Genomic DNA, 17,299 nt, shown 5'->3' on the forward strand with positions numbered 1-17,299 from the left:
TTCAATTTTTTTCTTTATTTTGTAAAAATGAAAATTTTTTTTATTATTTTTTTTTAAAAAGATTAAAAATATTATTTTTTTTAGTAGTGTAAATCTTCTTTTTTTTCAACTCTGTAGAAATAATTTTTCTTAATTTTTTTGATGGTTGTGTCATAGGTAATCTTAACGTATTATATTTAATTAAACCTAATTTGTAAGCAGCCCATTTAATTGGAATGGGATTAGATTCCAAGAATAAAATATTATGTAATTTAATTAATTTTTTATTTATTTTACGTGCTTGAGAAAAATCTCCAGATAGAGATAATTGACATATTTTTGACATTTCTTTCGCAGCGATATTTGCAGTCACTGAAATGATTCCATTCCCTCCAAGTTGCATAAAATCAAGACTAGTACTATCATCACCGCTAAAAATCAAAAAATTTTTGTCTACTAAGTATTTTATTTGATTTAATCTAGATAAATTTCCACTTGCTTCTTTAATTCCAATAATATTTTTTAATTTAGATAATTTATAAATTGTTTGTGGTAATAGATCACATCCTGTTCGAGATGGAACGTTATATAAAATTTGAGGAATATTAGTGTTTTCAGATATTGTTTTAAAATGTTGATATAATCCTTCTTGTGAAGGTTTATTATAATATGGAGTAACACTTAAACATGCTGAAATTCCACTTTTTTCGAATTTTTGAGTTAAAAGAACAGCTTCTTTAGTTGAATTTGCTCCTGTTCCAGCAATGATAGGTATTTTGTTTTGTGATAATTTTATTGTTAATAAGACTAATTTTATATGTTCTTGATGAGTAAAAGTAGATGATTCTCCTGTTGTTCCTAAAGAAACTATTGCTTTTGTTTGATTATAAATATGATAATTTATAATATTTCTTAAACTTTTTAAACAAATTTTTTCTTTTTTATTCATAGGAGTAATTAATGCAACAATATTTCCTTTAAACATTTTTTTTTCCATAATAATTTTAAATATAAATTTAATGATAAAATTAATAAATTTTAAAAAAAAATTACTTTTTATTAAAATACAATGTTATATTTATATGACATAAATTTTATTGCAACAAGATATTAGAATATTTTTTTACAACAAATAATAAAAAAGATAATTTTTAAAAGATTTTTAAAATTTGAATAATAATAATTTTTAATATTTTATATATTTGATTTTTAATCAATCGTTTGTATTAATTTATTTTTTTAAACATTGAGCTTTAAATCGTAGTATATGATCCATAATTACAATAGCAATCATGGATTCTGTAATAGGAACAGCTCGTATTCCTACGCATGGATCATGTCTTCCTTTTGTAATAATATTTATAGGTTTATTATTTATATCGATTCCTTGTGCTGGTATACGTATACTCGAAGTAGGTTTAAACGCACTTTTAACAATGATATCTTGTCCGTTGCTAATACCTCCTATTATTCCACCATCCCGGTTACTTAAATATCCTGTAGAGTTCATTTCATCTCTATGTTGACTTCCACGTTTTTGTATAACAGAAAATCCATCTCCTATTTCTACTCCTTTTACTGCATTAATACTCATTATTGCATATGCGATTTCTGCATCTAGTTTATCAAAAACTGGTTCTCCTAAACCACAAGGAACATTTTTTATTATTGTAGTGATTTCTGCTCCTATAGAATCTCCATTTTTTTTAATTTTTCTGATTAAAGAATCTATTTTTTGTATTTTATTTTTGTCTGGACAAAAAAAATCATTTTTTTCTATTTCTTTTAAAGAAATTAAAGGAATTTTTATATTACCAATTTGTGATAAATATCCTTGAATAATAATTTTGTAGTTTTCTTTTAAATATTTTTTTGCAATCGCTCCTGCTGCTACCCGCATAGCTGTTTCTCGCGCAGATGCTCTTCCTCCTCCCCTATAATCTCTGATTCCATATTTTTTTTGATAAGTATAATCAGCATGACCTGGTCGAAAAGAATCTTTAATATTTTTATAATCTTGTGATCGATGATCTGTATTTTTAATAATTAATCCAATACTTGTGCCAGTGGTTTTATTTTTAAAAACTCCTGATAATATTTTAACAGTGTCTTTTTCTCTTCTTTGAGTAGTATATTTATTTTTTCCTGGTCGTCGTCTATCTAATTCTTTTTGAATATCTGATTGAAGAATGTTCATTCCTGGAGGCATTCCATCAATAATACATCCTATTGATTTTCCATGGGATTCACCAAAAGTAGTTACTATAAATATTTTTCCAATTGAATTTCCTGACATGTTTTCCTCGATAATAAAATATTTTCAATATTAGTAGAATTTAAAGAAAATTTGAAAATATAAATTTGATAAGGTATTATTGTATAAAATTGTTTTTTCAAATTAAGTTTTTCATATATTATATAAAAATTTTTGATCAAAATTTTTTATTTCTAAAAAAAAAAGAAATTAAAAAATATAAAAATATTTTTATATATTTATTTTTTTTGAATTTTTATTTAATAAATTTTATTCTGGTTTGTAATAATGAGTAAAAAAAACTTTTTAAGTTCTAAAGATAAATTTATTTTTAGAAAATTAATTCGTGGAACCAAAGAAATAACACAAGATACTATTTATTATTCTAATAATAATTTATGTTTTTTATCATGTAAAATGAAAGAACATAATGAACACTTACATCGTGATTATTTTTCTCATACTCACTCTCGCAATAAATTACACAACAATCCTTTATATTATATAAGATATGATTGTAGTGCAAATAGATTAAAAAAATTAAAAAAGGGTCATTATATTCCAGAAATTTTCTTAGATTTACATGGATTGAATAAGTTTCAAGCTAAAGTAGAATTAGGAAAACTCATGTATTTTTGTGTTAAAAAAAAAATTAAATGCGTTAATGTTATGCATGGATATGGAAAAAATATATTAAAAGAAAAAATTCCATTGTGGTTATCAAGACATCCGAATGTTATTGCTTTACATCAATCTCCAAAAATTTTTGGGAATGATGCAGCTGTTTTAGTGTTAATTGATTTTTCATAAAGAATTCTTCAATATTAGATTTTATTTAATTTTTTAAATTTTAAAAATTTTATATAATTTATTTTTTAAATTTATATAAAGAGATTTTTTATTAATAAAAAAAAGAAATTATACATTTTATAAAAATTTTATAAAATTTTTTATTAAAAAATTTTATGTTTTATAAATTTATATATGTTTTAAAAAAAAATAAAAAAAAATAAAATTTTTTTAATAATTTCTTATTTTATAAGTTTATTATTATTTTTTTCAAAAGGTTTATAAATGTTAAATAGTAATAGATTAAGAATAGCGATGCAAAAATCTGGTCGTTTAAGTCATAATTCTAAAAATTTATTAGTAAATTGTGGGGTTAGAATTAATTTACAAGATAAGAAATTGATTTCTTTTGCTGAAAATATGCCAATTGATGTCATTCGCGTGAGAGATGATGATATTCCTGGATTAGTAATGAATAAAATAGTAGATTTAGGAATTGTTGGAGGAAATGTTTTAAAGGAAAAGATATTAAGTCGTGCATTTAAAAAACAAAAATCTTCTTATAAATTATTACTAGATTTAGATTTTGGATTATGTCGATTATCTTTAGCTTGTCCAAAAGATAGTTTTTATAAAGATTTATATTCTTTAAAAAATTTTACTATAGCAACTTCATATCCATATATATTAAAAGAATATTTAGAATCAAAAAATATTAATTTTAAGTCTTTTACTTTAAAAGGATCCGTAGAAATAGCTCCTAGAGTTGGTTTGTCAGATATGATATGTGATTTAGTATCAACAGGAGCTACATTAGAGGAGAATAATTTACGTGAGATAAATGTCATTTATAAATCTAATGCGCAAATTATCTCTAGAACTGGAAAATTTTCTTCTATTAAAAAAGAATTAATTCATAAATTAATTACACGTATAAAAGGTGTAATTAAAGCAAGAGAATCAAAATATATTATGCTTCATGCTCCAACATCAAAAATTAATCAAGTCGTTTCTTTATTAAAAGGAGTTGAAACTCCAACTATACTTAAGTTAGCTGGAAACTCAAAAAAAGTAGTTATGCATATGGTAAGTAAAGAAAATTTTTTTTGGGAAACTATGGAAAATTTAAAAAAATTAGGAGCAACTTCTATATTAGTGTTACCAATTGAAAAAATGATGGAATAAATTTTATATGAAAGTTTTAAATAAAATAATTTTTTGGAATGATATTTCACATCATCATAAAAAAAATATATTAAAAAGATCTATTTTTAATAAAAAAAAAAATATTGAAAAAGATGTATTAAAGATTGTTCAAGATATTTTTTTAAAAAAGGATGCAGCATTGAAATATTATACATCGTTATTAGATAATTTTTTTTTGAAAAATATAAAAATTTCTAAAAAAAAAATATTAAAATCTGAAAAATATATGAGTAACGAGTTTAAAAAATCTATTTTTCATGCTATTAAAAATATTTCATATTTTCATTCACAACAACGCATAAAAAATCTTGATGTGGAAGTGCGTCCTGGAATACGATGTGAACAAATTATTAAACCAATAAATTCTGTTGGATTATATATTCCTGGTGGTTTATCTCCCTTATTTTCTACTTTATTAATGTTAGCTATACCTGCAAAAATTTCTGGATGTCAAAATATTTCTATTTGTTCTCCTCCGCCAATTTCTAAAAAAATATTATATTTAGCGAAAATATTTAAGATATATGATATTTATCAAATTGGAGGTGCTCAAGCTATTTCTGCATTAGCTTTTGGAACAGAAAGTGTCAAAAAAGTAGATAAAATTTTTGGTCCTGGAAATGAATATGTTACTGAAGCTAAAAGACAAGTGAGTTCTTTCTTTAATACTGTTTCTATAGATATGTTAGCTGGACCTTCAGAGTTGTTAATTATTGCTGATTCATATGCAAATAGTGATTTTATAGCAGCTGATTTATTATCTCAGGCAGAGCATGGAAAAAATTCTCAAGTTTTTTTAGTAACTGATTCTGAATATTTAGCTATAAAAGTTTTGAAAAAACTAAAATATTATTTATATACATATAAAAATATTGAGATAATAAAACATTCATTGAAAAAAAGTCATATTATTGTAACTAAAAATTTAGAACAATGTGTAAAGATTTCGAATAAATATGCACCTGAACATTTAATTATTAATACGAAAAATTATCGTGAGTTATTGAAAAATATTATTAACGCAGGATCTATTTTTTTGGGTCAATGGTCTCCTGAAACTGCAGGTGATTATGCTTCTGGTACTAATCATGTTTTGCCGACTTATGGATTTTCTAAAAGTTGCTCTGGAATTAGTGTTTCTGATTTTTCTAAAAAAATTACTGTACAAGAGCTTACAAAAAAAGGATTTTATGATTTGTCTTCTGTGTTACAGAATTTATCTTGTGAAGAAGGTATGTTAGCTCATAAGAATGCTGTAGATGTGCGATTATCTTTATTAAAGGAATAAATTACGATGATTAATATTAATAAATTTGTTCGTAAAAATATAAAAAAATTAATTCCTTATCAATCTGCAAGAAGAATTGGAGGAGTAGGAAAAATTTGGTTAAATGCAAATGAATCTCCTTTTCGAAATAATAAAAATCTTTTTTGTAAAAATTTGAATAGATATCCTGATCAAGAATATCATATGTTACTAGATAAATATTCTAGATATGCAAACGTATTACCTGAAAATATTTTAGCAACAAGAGGATCAGACGAAGCGATTGAACTTATTATTAAAGCTTTTTGTAATCCAGGAAAAGATAAAATTATGTTTTTTCCTCCTACTTATGATATGTATAAAATTTATGCTGATATATTATGTATAAAAATTTCTACAGTATTGCAATTAAAAAATTTCCAATTAAATATAAATAGCATAAAAAAGAAGTATTCTTCAGTAAAAATAATTTTTATTTGTAATCCAAATAATCCAACTGGAAATACTATTTTATCTCAAGATATTATAGATATTTTAGAGTTTTTTAAAAAAAAATGTTTGGTTGTTATTGATGAAGCTTACATAGATTTTTGTTTACAAGAAACTTCTATTATGTTATTAAATCGTTTTTCTAATTTAATAATTTTACGTACTTTATCTAAAGCTTTTGGTTTAGCAAGTATTAGATGTGGATTTCTTATCTCTAATGAAAGAATTATTAATATTATTAATAAAATTATTGCACCCTATCCTTTAGGTACTCCTATTTTAAATATTGCTTTAGATGCATTAACTAAAAGTAATATCTCTGTTATTAAAAATAATATTTTCAATCTTATAGAGAATAAAAATTTTTTAATAACAAAATTAAAAAAACATAAATTTATAAAAAAAATTTATCCAAGTAAAACTAATTTTATATTAATTAAATTTTTTTCATCTAAAGATGTTTTTAATTTATTATCTCAGTTTGGAATTATTACAAGAGATCAAAATTTTAAGATTTTTTTAAAAAATTGTATTCGAATATCTATTGGAACATATGAAGAATGTTTAAATTTAGTTAATATTTTAAAAAAAATTGAAAAATAAATTTTATATATTAAAGAGAAATTTTATGTATAAAAAGGTTTTATTTCTTGATCGAGATGGTACATTAATTCGTGAACCAAAAGATAATTATCAAATTGATAACATAGAAAAACTGGAATTTGAACCTAACGTTATTGTTATTCTTTCTAAATTACAAAAAATGAATTATAAATTTGTAATGGTTTCGAATCAAGATGGTTTAGGAAAAAAAAAATTCAATTTACGTGATTTTTATTTATGTCATAATTTAATGCTTTCAATATTTTTTTCTCAAGGGATTTCTTTTTATGACGTTTTGATTTGCCCACATACTTTAGGCCAAAATTGTGAATGTAGAAAACCAAATATTGGTTTAGTAAAAAAATTTTTTTTTTCACAAAATAAATTATCCACCAAAAATTGTTTTGTTATTGGAGATAGAAAATCCGATATAGATTTTGCTAAAAATTTAAATATTCCAGGTATCTTATATTCAAGAAAGAATTGTAATTGGGAAAATATTTATCAAAAACTTAAATATAAGGAAAGATTTTCAGAAATTTTAAGAAAAACTAGTGAAACAGAAGTTCATGTTAAAATTAGCTTAGATAATTTACAAAAAAATTTCTTTGATACAGGAATATTTTTTTTTAATCATATGTTAGAGCAAATTTCTATTCATGCCAATATATCTATTTATATCAAAGTGAAAGGTGATATAGAAATTGATGATCATCATATTATAGAAGATGTAGGAATAGCTTTGGGAGAATGTTTTTTACGGTGTTTAAAAAATAAAAAAGGGATTTGTAGATATGGTTTTGTCCTTCCTATGGATGAAAGTATTGCATCTTGTATTTTGGATATTTCTAATAGACCGTTTATATCTTTTCAAGCGAAATTTCAATATCAAAAAATTGGAGATTTAAGTACAAATATGATTTTTCATTTTTTTTATTCATTAGTTTATGCAATGAAAATTACTTTACATTTAAAATCTAAAGGGAAAAACGATCATCATTGTGCTGAAAGTTTGTTTAAAGTATTTGGTAAATCTTTAGGGCAAGCAATACTAAGAAATGGAACATCGTGCGTTCCTAGTTCAAAAGGAACTTTACAATGAATATTGTAATTGTAAATACTGGTTTTTCGAATTTATCATCTATTTATTGGTCTATTAAAAGAATTGGATATGATCCTATTATTAGTTGTGAGAGAAAAATCGTTAAAAAGTCAGATAGATTAATCTTACCTGGTTTAGGAACTCCAGATTTTGTTATGAATAGTTTAGAAAAAAATAAATTGGTAAATGTTATTCAAGAGTATAAAAAACCTGTTTTAGGAATTTGTTTGGGAATGCAATTATTTTTTAAATTTAGTGAAGAAAGTAAAGATATTTCTATGTTAAATATTTTTGGTAGAGATTGTATTTATAAATTACAAACTTGTAATTTAGTTTTACCTCATATGGGATGGAATAAGGTTTATTTTCAACAAAAAAATCCTTTATTTAAAAATATTTCCAGCGGAGAATGGTTTTATTTTATCCATAGTTATTTTGCAAAAATTAGCGCAATTACGATTTCTAAAACATTTTATGGAAGTTTTTTTAGTTCAGCTGTACAATATAATAATTTTTTTGGAGTGCAATTTCATCCTGAAAAATCAGGATTTTCAGGAATGCTTTTATTAAAAAATTTTTTAGAGATTAAAATATGATGATAATTCCATCTTTAGATTTTAGAAAAGGGAAAATTGTTCGTTTATATAAAGGAAATTATTTAGAAAAAACAGATTATCAAGAGAGCTACGCGCATTATATAGAAAATTGTATAAAAAATGATATAAAAATGATGCACATAGTTGATTTAGATGGTGCAAAAAATCCTAATAAAAAACAATTTTTTTTATTAAAAGATATTTTAAAAGATAAAAGAATGAATTTTCAGGTTGGTGGAGGTGTAAGGAAGGAAAAAGATTTAGAAAAATTATTTTCTTTAGGTGCTAAAAGAGTTGTTCTGAGTTCAGTAATTTTTGAAAAAAATATTGATGTTAAAAATTGGATTCAAATATATGGTAATGATAGCATTGTTTTAGCACTGGATGTTCAAATAAAACGATATTTTAAAGAAGTTGTTGTTTCAGGATGGAGAAATTATACTGGAATTTCTATCGAAGATATTATTAATGAATTTTTAGAAAATAATATTAAATACATTTTATGTACTGATATTTCCAAAGATGGTACTTTAACTGGTCCAAATTTATTGTTGTATTCTGAATTAGTTAAAAAATATCCTTCTATTTCTTTTCAAGCATCAGGGGGTGTTAGTTCGCTACATGATATTTTTAATTTAAAAAAAACAGGTGTGAAAAATATAATTATTGGAAAAGCATTTTTAGAAAAAAAATTTACTTTTTCTGAAGCAATCAATGTTGAAAAAAATATTTTTTAGTTTTATTTTAATAAATATATCTCATGTATTAAGTATTATTAATAATTAATTTTTATATTATATATGTATTTTAAAGGTTTGGTTCAATGTTAGCAAAAAGAATAATTCCATGTTTGGATGTAAAAAATGGTTTAGTAGTAAAGGGTGTAAAATTCCAGAATCATAGAATTATTGGAAACATTTTATCTTTAGTAAATAAATATATTCAAAATAGCGCTGATGAATTAGTTTTTTATGATATTTCTGCCTCTATCAAGAATACCATTGTGAGTAAAAAATGGATATCTATGATTTCTGAAATTATTAATATTCCATTCTGCGTTGCTGGAGGAATAAAAAGTTTTAATGATGCACGAGATATTTTATCTTGTGGAGCAGATAAAATTTCAATTAATTCTTATGCAATTCAGAATCCTATTTTAGTTAGTTCTATTGCAGAAAAATTTGGAGTTCAGGCTGTTGTTGTTGGCATAGATTCTTATTATCATAAAAAAGAAAAAAAATATTTTGTACATCAATATACTGGAGATTCAAAGTTTGAAAAAAAAACAAGTTTAGAAACTATTGAATGGGTTGATAAAATGCAAAATTTAGGTGCAGGAGAAATTGTTTTAAATTCTATGAATCAAGACGGTGTAAAAAATGGATATGATATTAAGCAATTAAGGGAAATAAGAAAAATATGTAAAATTCCATTAATTGCTTCTGGAGGTGCTGGAAATATGAATCATTTTTATGATGTTTTTAAATTTTCAGATGTTGATGGCGCTTTGGCAGCATCTGTTTTCCATGATAATATTATTAATATTAAAAAATTAAAAAATTTTTTATTAAAAAAAAACATAGAGATTAGAAAATGTTAACTATTGATCAAATGCTAAATTTAAATTGGAAAAAAGTAAATGGATTAATTCCTGTGATTGCACAAGATTTTGTTTCTAATGAAATTTTAATGCATGGATATATGAATAAAAAAGCTCTTTTAAAAACATTTAATAGTAAACATTTAACTTTTTTTTCGCGTACAAAAAATCGTTTATGGACTAAAGGAGAAACATCTAAAAATTATTTAAAAGTTATAGATATTATTGAAGATTGCGATAGAGATTCATTATTAGCTTTAGTTAAACCTGTTGGTCATACATGTCATTTACAGCGTAAAAGTTGCTTCAATATCGTAAGTACAAATTTTTCTTTTATTTTACAATTAGAAAAAATTTTAGAAAATAGAAAAAAAAAAATTAATAGTAAATCTTATACATATTCTTTGTACAAAAAAGGAGTAAATAGAATTGCTCAAAAGGTTGGAGAAGAAGCGGTAGAATTAGTTATTTCTTCAATTTGTAAAAATAAACAAGACATTATTAATGAATCTTCTGATTTATTTTATCATTTATTAGTATTATTACATGATCAAAATTTAGAATTTTCAGATATTATTTCTGTATTAAAAAAAAGAAATTCTTTATAGATTTCTTTTTGAAAAAATATTGTTATAAAACAATTCCAAGATGTAATAATTTTAAATTAGGAGAAAATATAATGTCTTTAAATCAAATTGGAGTTATTGGCATGGCAGTTATGGGAAAGAATTTGGCTTTAAACATTGAAAGTAAAGGATATACGGTATCAATTTTTAATAGATCAGCAGAAAAAACTAAAAATGTTATTGATAATAATAAAAATAAGAATATTTATCCTTTTTTTAAGATTAAAAATTTTGTTTCATCATTACAAAAACCTCGTATTATTTTGTTAATGATTAAATCTGGGAAAGCAACAGATATTACGATTGATTTGATTTTACCATATTTAGATAAAAAAGATATCATAATTGACGGAGGTAATAGTTTTTACAAAGATACAATTAAAAGAAATATTTATTTATCAAAGAAAAATATAAATTTTTTAGGTGTAGGAATATCTGGAGGAGAAGAAGGAGCATTAAATGGACCTGCGATTATGCCTGGAGGTAATAAAAAAGCATATTTAAAGTTAGAAAATTTATTTAATAAAATTTCTGCAAAAACAAAAAATGGTACACCTTGTGTAAATTACATTGGTTCTGATGGTTCAGGACATTATGTGAAGATGGTGCATAATGGTATTGAGTATGGAGATATGCAATTAATTTCTGAAGCATATTTTATTTTAAAAAAATCGCTAAATTTAAATAATAAAATTCTCCATAAAATTTTTAAAGAATGGAACAAAGGAGAGTTAAAAAGTTATTTAATTGAAATTACAAAAAATATTTTTTTAAAAAAAGATAATTCTGGAAAATATATTCTCGATACTATTTTAGATTCTGCAAGTAACAAAGGTACTGGTAAATGGACGAGTAAAAGTGCTTTAGATTTAAACGAACCTTTATCTTTAATTACTGAATCTGTTTTTTTTAGATATTTATCTTCTTTAAAATCTCAAAGAATGAAAGCATCTAAAATTCTTTTTGGTCCGAAAAATAATTTTTCTGTTATGAATAAAAAAAAATTTATTGAGGATGTTAGGCGTTCTTTATATTTAGGAAAAATTATTTCATATGCACAAGGTTTTTCTCAATTAAGTAGAGCATCTGATGAATATCAATGGGATTTGAACTATTCTAATATTGCAAAAATTTTTCGTTCTGGATGTATTATACGAGCAGATTTTTTGAAAGAAGTTATATATGCATATAAAAAAAATAATCAATTGATTAATTTGTTATTGATAGATTATTTTAAAAATATTGCTAACTCTTATCAACATTCTCTTAGAAATATTGTTTCTTATTCAGTTTTAAATGGAATTCCTATTCCTGCTTTTTCTTCTGCTATTTCGTATTATGATTCTTATCGTTCCTCTGTACTTCCTGCGAATTTAATACAAGCTCAAAGAGATTATTTTGGAGCTCATACATATTTTCGGGTTGATAAAAGTGGAATTTTTCATACAAATTGGTTAGAATAAGTTATTGAAATTTAATTTTTCTAAAAATATTTTTAGGAGATATTTATGTCTATATTATTTTATATTTTTAGTTAATAAGTTTTATTGTTTTTTATTTCAAAACCTTCTTAGAGAAAAATAAAATTATATTCTATCTAAGAAGGTTTTTGTAATAGTTTTATTTGAGAAAATTTATTTATTTTTTTTATATATTTGGTTTAATTTCCAAATATTATTTAATATTTCAATCATAACGTATACGGAAGATTTTAAAAGATTTTTAGATGTATGTGTTGAGTGGAACTTTTTATTGTTATATTCTGCAATTAAATTAATTTTATTGAAAATTTTTTTTCCTTTTGTGATAGAACTTATTTGAAAATTTTTAATAAATATGTTAAAACTAGAAATTTTTTTTAACCCTTGATAAATTTTTTTTATTACATCATTTTTTGTTTTAATAAATAATTTTTTAATTTTTTTTCCACATATTAAATCTATAAAAATTTTTGTTTTACCATAAAATTTTAAAATAATTTTTAAATTTTTTAAGATAAAATATGGTTTTTTTTCTAAATATTTTTTTTTAAAAGCTAATTTTTCTAGATCATAATCACAAATTTGACCTTTTTTATCGGCTAGTTTTAAAAAATTTTTATATAATTTTTTTAAATTATAATCTTTTTTTTCTATATATCCTATTTCTTTCATTCTCTGTTTGACTGCTGCTCGTCCTGAGCGTGGTGTCAAGTTGAATTGTATTTTTTTTAATCCTATGTCTTTTGGAGACATAATTTCGTAATTTTTCCTATTTTTTATAACACCATCTTGATGAATTCCAGAAGAATGAGAAAAAGCATTTTCTCCTATAATTGCTTTATTTATTGGTATAGGAATATTACAAATTTCACTAACTATTTTACTAGTATGATAAATTTCTTTATGTTGGATATTTGTAAAAAAATTTAATAATTTTTTTCGTGTTTTAATAGCCATGATTATTTCTTCTAATGCTGTATTTCCTGCTCTTTCTCCAATTCCAGTAATAGTACCTTCAATTTGTCTTGCTCCAGCTTGGATTGCAGAAATAGAATTTCCAACCGCCATTCCTAAATCATTATGGCAATGTATGGATATAATTACTTGATCGATGTTTGGAACACGTTTATATAAATTTTCAATTATTTTGCTAAATTCATTAGGAATTGTATATCCAACTGTATCTGGAATATTTATTGTTTTAACACCATTTTTTATTAAAGATTCTACAATACGACATAAATTATCAATAGATGTACGTCCTGCATCTTCACAAGAAAATTCTATATCATCTGTATATTTTTGTGCTATTTTAATAGATTTTAATGCCATTTGATGTATTTCTTGAAAATTTTTTTTTAGTTTAGATTCTATATGTAATTTAGATGTTCCTAAAAATAAATGAAGACGAAAGTTTTCTAATTGAGACATTGCTTCTGCTGCAATTCTTATGTCTTTTTCAAGACATCTTGCTAAACTACATATAGTGCTATTTTTTACATGTTTACAGATTTGTTGCACAGATTTAAAATCTCCAGGTGAAGATATAGGAAATCCTGCTTCTATAATATCGATATTCATTTTTTCTAAAGCTAAAGCAATTTTCACTTTTTCTTTTATATTTAAGCTTGTTTGTAGAGATTGCTCTCCATCGCGTAAAGTCGTATCAAAAATAATAATTTTTTCTTTCATTGATTTATCTTATATAAAATATTATTCAAGATGTAATTTTTTAAATTATTTTTATTTAAAATTTTTTAAAATATATAAAAATTTTAAGAGAATAGTTTTCTATTTTCTAAATATTTTAGTTTATTTTTTTTTTCATAATCTATGATATTTTGAATTTTTTTTAATGTTAAATCAATTTTATCGAGTCCATTTATTAATTTAAATTTATAAAATTTATCGATTGAAAAGTGGTACTTGATTTTTTCAACATAAATTTTTTCTTTTAACAGGTTTACAATACATTTTGTTTTCTTATTTTTTTTGATGAATGAAAAAATTTCTTGTATTTGTTTTTTATTTAATTGAATTAATAAAAGATTATTATTTACACTATTATTATAAAAAATATCAGCAAATTGAGAAGAAATAATGACTTTGATTCCATAATCTATTAATGCCCATACTGCGTGTTCACGTGATGAGCCACAGCCAAAATTTTCTCCTGTTATTAATATACTTGTATTTTTATATTTTTTTTTATTTAGAACAAAACTTTTATTTTTTTTTTTGGATTTATTATCTATATATCTCCAATTGTGAAATAAATGTTTTCCAAATCCAGTTTTTTTTGTACTTTTTAAAAATTGTTTTGGTATAATAATATCTGTATCGATATTTACGATATTGATAGGAGCAATTATTCCAGTATGTTTTTGAAATTTTTTCATTTAATTTTTCTCTTGATATAGTTTTCTAACATCTATAAAGTGTCCAAATATTGCAGAAGCAGCAGCCATAGATGGACTTACTAAATGCGTTCTTCCACCTCTACCTTGTCGCCCTTCAAAATTTCTATTACTTGTTGATGCACATCTTTCTTTTTCTTTCAATCTATCTTTATTCATTCCAAGGCACATTGAACAACCAGAAAATCTCCATTCAAATCCTGATTTAATAAATATTTTATTTAATCCTTCTTTTTCTGCTTGAAGTTTTACTTGATTTGAACCGGGAACAATTATTGCTTGAACATTTTTATTTACTTTTTTCCCTTTAACGATTTTTGCTACATCTCGTAAATCTTCAATTCTAGAATTTGTACATGAACCAATAAATACTTTATCAACTTTTGTTTTTTGTAAAGAAGAGTTAGGTAAAATTCCCATATATTTAAAAGAATTTTTTATAGATTTTTTTATATTTTTTTCTTGAAAATTTTCTATTTTTGGAGTTTTTTCATTAATTGATATGATTTGATCCAGATTTGTTCCCCAAGTTATTTGTGGAGATATATTAGTAATATCTAAGTTAATAATTTTATCAAAATAAGCATTTTTATCAGATTTAAGTGTTTTCCAATATTTTAAAGATTGAGTCCAATTTTTTCCTTTTGGAGAGAATTTTTTGTCTTTCAAGTAATTAAATGTTATTTCATCTGGAGCAATTATTCCAGATTTAGCACCCATTTCTATCGCCATATTACATACAGTCATTCTTTGTTCCATACTAAATTTTTTTATTATATTTCCACAAAATTCAATTATATATCCTGTTCCTCCCGAAGAACCTATTTGTCTAATTACATATAATATAACGTCTTTAGCAGTTATTCCTGTTTTTAATTTTCCTTGAATTTTCACTTTCATATTTTTAAATTTATTTTGTTGTATTGTTTGTGTGGCTAAAACATGTTCTACTTCTGATGTACCAATTCCAAAAGATAAAGCTCCAAAAGCTCCGTTTGTTGATGTGTGAGAATCTCCACATACGATTATTGTTCCAGGTAAAACCATACCTTGTTCTGGAGCAATGACATGCACTATTCCTTGATTTTCATGTAAAATATCATATAATGGTATTTTTTCATTTCTACAATTTTCTATCAGTTTTTGCATTTGTATTTTGGCCATTTTCCCGGATGCATTAATATTTTTTTCAGTTGTTGAAACATTATGATCCATAGTTGCAAAAGTTTTATCAGGTCTTCTTACACGTCTATTTTTCATTTTTAATCCATCAAATGCTTGTGGAGATGTCACTTCATGAATTAAATGAAGATCAACATACAAAATAGAATGTTGATCTTTTGTTTGTATTAAATGTGAATCATATATTTTTTGATATAAAGTTTTTTTCATTTATTATATTCCTTGATTAATGATTTTGTAATTTCATCTCCCATTTGATTCGTGGTAATAAATTTGTTTCCATTCGAAATATCTAATGTTTTATATCCTTTTAGTAGTGTTTTTTGTATAGAGAGATTTATTTTTTCAGAGATTTCATATAATTGAAAACTATGTTTTAAAAGTAGTGAAAAAGAAAGAATTTGCGCAATAGGATTTGCGATATTTTTTCCTTGAAGATCAGGAGCAGTTCCTCCAGCAGGTTCATATAGACCAAATTTTTTTTCATTTAAGCTTGCAGAAGCTAACATTCCTATAGATCCAGTTAAAATTCCGCATTCATCTGAAATAACATCTCCTATAAGATTTGGGCATAAAATTACATCAAATAAATTTGGGTTTTTAATGATTTGCATAATTGCATTATCAAAGTATAAATGTGATAAATTTACTTTAGGATATTTTTTAGCAACTTCTTCAACTGTTTTTTTCCATAATTTTGAAGTATTTAGTACATTAGATTTGTCTACAGATACTACTTCACATTTTCTTTTTAAAGATTCTTGAAAAGCAATATGTGCTATTCTTTCAATTTCATGTTTATGATAGATCGTTGTATCTAAAGCGTAATGCTTATTTTTTTTTTGTATTTCAATAGATGGTTTACCAAAATATATTCCACTTGTTAATTCTCTTACGCATAAGATATCAAATCCTTTATTAGAGATTTTTTTTTTTAATGGGGATAATTTATATAATTTCGGATGTAAAAAAGAGTGTCTTAAATTTGCAAATAATTTAAAATGTTTTCTTATTTTTAATAAAGAAGCTACTTCTGGTCTTTTGTGTGCAGGTAAAGAATCCCATTTTGGTCCTCCAACAGATCCGAGTAAAATTGCATGAGATTTTTCACATCCTTTTAGTGTTTTTTTAGGTAATGCTTGACCCCATTTTTCAATAGCAATTCCACCAATATCGTATTCTTTTATTTGTAAATCTATTTTAGATTTAATTTTGATGACTTCGATAATTTTATATACTTCACGCATTACTTCAGGACCAATACCATCTCCTGGAAGAACTGCTATTTTTAGTTTTTTTTTCATTTTTAATATTTATATTTGTTTTTAATTTTAATTTCAAAGTATCATTGATCGTACCATATAAAGAGTTAGTTTGAAACTTTTCAAAGAAATTACAAGTTTATTATTTTTATGTAAATTTTTATATTTTTATAAAAAAATAAATGAAGTATTAAAATTTTTTAAAAGTATTGATTGTAAAAAAAAATATGTTAATAAATTTTGTGTACATTAAGTATAATTCTTATTATAAATATAATTTTTAAAAAAAAAATATTATTTGTTTTATATATGTTAAAAAAATTTTGTGTTGGAATATTTTCTTAAATTTATTTTTTAAAATTTTTTATAAATAAAATTTTTTTGTGTTTTATATCAAAGAATTACTTTTTTAGAAAAATTTTTTATTTATCAAGTTTGTGCAAATT

General features: G+C 23.3%; 16 protein-coding genes. 10 read left to right on the plus strand and 6 right to left on the minus strand.

Annotated features, from left to right (window positions below):
• Positions 1–43: 43 nt before the first annotated feature.
• Both dapA and aroC read right to left on the minus strand, forming a co-directional pair.
• Positions 44–964 carry a 4-hydroxy-tetrahydrodipicolinate synthase gene (gene dapA / locus M3Y47_RS02055; RefSeq protein ID WP_252839418.1) on the minus strand — a complete coding sequence of 307 codons (921 nt, stop codon included), beginning with the start codon at positions 962–964 and terminating at the stop codon, positions 44–46.
• A gap of 246 nt (positions 965–1,210) precedes the next feature.
• Positions 1,211–2,275, minus strand: a complete 1,065-nt coding sequence (gene aroC / locus M3Y47_RS02060; RefSeq protein ID WP_252839419.1) for a chorismate synthase — start codon at positions 2,273–2,275, stop codon at positions 1,211–1,213.
• A 246-nt stretch (positions 2,276–2,521) separates the two neighbouring features.
• Here aroC and smrB point away from each other — a divergent pair, with 246 nt between their 5' ends.
• The 10 genes from smrB to gndA all read left to right on the plus strand — a co-directional run bounded on the left by smrB (position 2,522) and on the right by gndA (position 11,974).
• Positions 2,522–3,043: an endonuclease SmrB gene (smrB, locus tag M3Y47_RS02065; protein ID WP_252839420.1), complete on the plus strand. Its 522-nt coding sequence runs from the start codon at positions 2,522–2,524 to the stop codon at positions 3,041–3,043.
• 264 nt (positions 3,044–3,307) lie between these two features.
• Positions 3,308–4,207, plus strand: coding sequence for an ATP phosphoribosyltransferase (gene hisG / locus M3Y47_RS02070; RefSeq protein ID WP_252839421.1), 900 nt, complete (start codon positions 3,308–3,310; stop codon positions 4,205–4,207).
• A gap of 7 nt (positions 4,208–4,214) precedes the next feature.
• Positions 4,215–5,516, plus strand: a complete 1,302-nt coding sequence (hisD, locus tag M3Y47_RS02075) for a histidinol dehydrogenase (RefSeq protein ID WP_252839422.1) — start codon at positions 4,215–4,217, stop codon at positions 5,514–5,516.
• A 6-nt stretch (positions 5,517–5,522) separates the two neighbouring features.
• Positions 5,523–6,587: a histidinol-phosphate transaminase gene (gene hisC, locus M3Y47_RS02080; protein WP_252839423.1), complete on the plus strand. Its 1,065-nt coding sequence runs from the start codon at positions 5,523–5,525 to the stop codon at positions 6,585–6,587.
• A 25-nt stretch (positions 6,588–6,612) separates the two neighbouring features.
• On the plus strand, positions 6,613–7,689 hold the full coding sequence (hisB, locus tag M3Y47_RS02085) for a bifunctional histidinol-phosphatase/imidazoleglycerol-phosphate dehydratase HisB (RefSeq protein ID WP_252839424.1): 1,077 nt from the start codon (positions 6,613–6,615) through the stop codon (positions 7,687–7,689).
• Complete coding sequence (gene hisH, locus M3Y47_RS02090) at positions 7,686–8,285, plus strand: imidazole glycerol phosphate synthase subunit HisH (protein WP_252839425.1); 600 nt, start codon at positions 7,686–7,688, stop codon at positions 8,283–8,285. The genes hisB and hisH overlap by 4 nt, the downstream gene beginning before the upstream one ends.
• On the plus strand, positions 8,282–9,022 hold the full coding sequence (locus tag M3Y47_RS02095) for a 1-(5-phosphoribosyl)-5-[(5-phosphoribosylamino)methylideneamino] imidazole-4-carboxamide isomerase (protein ID WP_252839426.1): 741 nt from the start codon (positions 8,282–8,284) through the stop codon (positions 9,020–9,022). The genes hisH and M3Y47_RS02095 overlap by 4 nt, the downstream gene beginning before the upstream one ends.
• 86 nt (positions 9,023–9,108) lie before the next feature.
• Complete coding sequence (hisF, locus tag M3Y47_RS02100) at positions 9,109–9,885, plus strand: imidazole glycerol phosphate synthase subunit HisF (RefSeq protein WP_252839427.1); 777 nt, start codon at positions 9,109–9,111, stop codon at positions 9,883–9,885.
• Positions 9,879–10,493, plus strand: coding sequence for a bifunctional phosphoribosyl-AMP cyclohydrolase/phosphoribosyl-ATP diphosphatase HisIE (hisIE, locus tag M3Y47_RS02105; protein ID WP_252839428.1), 615 nt, complete (start codon positions 9,879–9,881; stop codon positions 10,491–10,493). The genes hisF and hisIE overlap by 7 nt, the downstream gene beginning before the upstream one ends.
• A gap of 71 nt (positions 10,494–10,564) precedes the next feature.
• Complete coding sequence (gene gndA / locus M3Y47_RS02110) at positions 10,565–11,974, plus strand: NADP-dependent phosphogluconate dehydrogenase (RefSeq protein WP_252839429.1); 1,410 nt, start codon at positions 10,565–10,567, stop codon at positions 11,972–11,974.
• A 171-nt stretch (positions 11,975–12,145) separates the two neighbouring features.
• On the opposite strand, the gene leuA is transcribed toward gndA, so the two are convergent.
• The 4 genes from leuA to leuB form a co-directional block, all read right to left on the minus strand.
• Positions 12,146–13,684: a 2-isopropylmalate synthase gene (gene leuA / locus M3Y47_RS02115; protein ID WP_252839430.1), complete on the minus strand. Its 1,539-nt coding sequence runs from the start codon at positions 13,682–13,684 to the stop codon at positions 12,146–12,148.
• Positions 13,685–13,767: 83 nt separating this feature from the next.
• The gene (gene leuD / locus M3Y47_RS02120) at positions 13,768–14,391 is read right to left on the minus strand and encodes a 3-isopropylmalate dehydratase small subunit (protein ID WP_252839431.1); all 624 of its coding nucleotides are present in this window, start codon (positions 14,389–14,391) and stop codon (positions 13,768–13,770) included.
• The gene (leuC, locus tag M3Y47_RS02125; protein WP_252839432.1) at positions 14,392–15,801 is read right to left on the minus strand and encodes a 3-isopropylmalate dehydratase large subunit; all 1,410 of its coding nucleotides are present in this window, start codon (positions 15,799–15,801) and stop codon (positions 14,392–14,394) included.
• Positions 15,798–16,895, minus strand: a complete 1,098-nt coding sequence (gene leuB, locus M3Y47_RS02130; RefSeq protein ID WP_252839433.1) for a 3-isopropylmalate dehydrogenase — start codon at positions 16,893–16,895, stop codon at positions 15,798–15,800. The genes leuC and leuB overlap by 4 nt, the downstream gene beginning before the upstream one ends.
• Positions 16,896–17,299 lie beyond the last annotated feature (404 nt).

The sequence above is a fragment of the Buchnera aphidicola (Sipha maydis) genome (assembly GCF_024029855.1).
GTDB classification, from domain to species: domain Bacteria; phylum Pseudomonadota; class Gammaproteobacteria; order Enterobacterales; family Enterobacteriaceae; genus Buchnera_J; species Buchnera_J aphidicola_BI.